This is a genomic window from Chitinophagaceae bacterium, from assembly GCA_030053935.1.
In the GTDB taxonomy this organism is placed as follows: Bacteria; Bacteroidota; Bacteroidia; order Cytophagales; family JASGCU01; genus JASGCU01.
In genome coordinates this window covers 1-1,379 of the sequence record JASGCU010000140.1, presented here as the reverse complement: position 1 = coordinate 1,379, position 1,379 = coordinate 1, and the positions used below count along the sequence as shown (strand labels likewise).

General features: G+C 28.6%; 1 protein-coding gene. It reads left to right on the top strand.

What is annotated here, in order from left to right; all coding sequences use genetic code 11:
- Positions 1-1,128 (top strand): hypothetical protein (locus QM536_09625; GenBank protein MDI9357269.1); only part of this gene is annotated, 1,128 nt, incomplete at its 5' end.
- Between the last annotated feature and the right edge of the window lie 251 nt (positions 1,129-1,379).

Below are 1,379 nucleotides of genomic sequence, written 5' to 3'. Positions count from 1 at the left end.
GACGAATCAAAAACACTAAGTGACGAATCAAAAACACTAAGTGAAAAATTTAAAACAATAAAAGAATTAACAAAAAGAATTAGTGCATCAGCAAGAAGAAAATTTGAAACAGAAAATAAAGATGCAATACAAAAAGTACTAAAAGTGGCAGGAAACAAAATAGATGTAATAATTAAAGGGTTTGAAAAAATAGTTAGTAAACTAAGGCAACAAGGACCTACAACGGAAAATAAAGATTCAATAGATACAGTATTAGAAGATCTAGAAGTACCAGCAGGACTAAAAAGAGCATATGCTTATTTAAAAAAAAAAATTAGAGAACAAAATCCAGAAGAACCTACAACGGAAAATAAAGATTCAATAGATACAGTATTAGAATTAAAAGAAATATATTATATATTACAAGTACTAAACACAATAAAAACAAAAATAGAGGATGCAAAGAAAACAACAGAAAAAGACGAATGGGATTTTAGGGGAGAAGACCTCTCTTCGTTTTCTTTTGTAGAATGTAATTTTTCAGTTGCTCGTTTTGAAGGTGCTTATATACAAGAAACCCATTTTGATAATTGCACTTTCCCTAAAAAAAATAAAAGATGGTTATTATATCACCAAAATATAAGAGAAGTAGATGATGAAAAACTTCAATCTGCCTATCAACATTTCAAACGTAATTTTATAGATAATCATTCTTACCAACACGCACAGGATTTTCATTTTCAGGAAATGGAATTGAGAAAAAAACAACCCACAGGTAGTATAGAAAAAGGTATTTTATGGATATACAAATACATTTCTGAATACGGCACTAATCATATAAGACCATTTTGTTGGTTAGTGGTTTGGTTAATAGGTTGGTTAAGTATTTTTCCAATATTTTTATTTCGTAAAACATGGTGTATTCATCAGAGTATTGACTGGGGTTTATACCGTAGTGGAGTGGCTTTTTTATTAAAACTAACAGCTCCTATAATATTAGTAATTGAAAGAGATATAACTTTTACATCTATTTATAATACATATTTCGATGCGGTTTTACCTATATTCTCAGTAATAATTTATGATATTGTTATAGTGATACTAATAACTTTTTTTACTCAGGCATTAAGCAGGAATTTTAAGAGATAGTTTTGAATGAGGGATGGTTTTGATTATCACATAGAGAGAGAGAGAGAGAGAGAAAAATGTATACAAAGTTTTGGATAGTATTGTAAATAAGAAAAAATATTTTTGAAAAAAGAATAAAAAATATGGACACATCATTTGGATTTAACAAAGTATACAATATGGATTGTATTGAAGGGATGAGAATTATTCCTGCTGGTTCTATTGATTTGGTAATAACTGACCCTCCTTTTGGAATTGGCTTTCATGCAAAG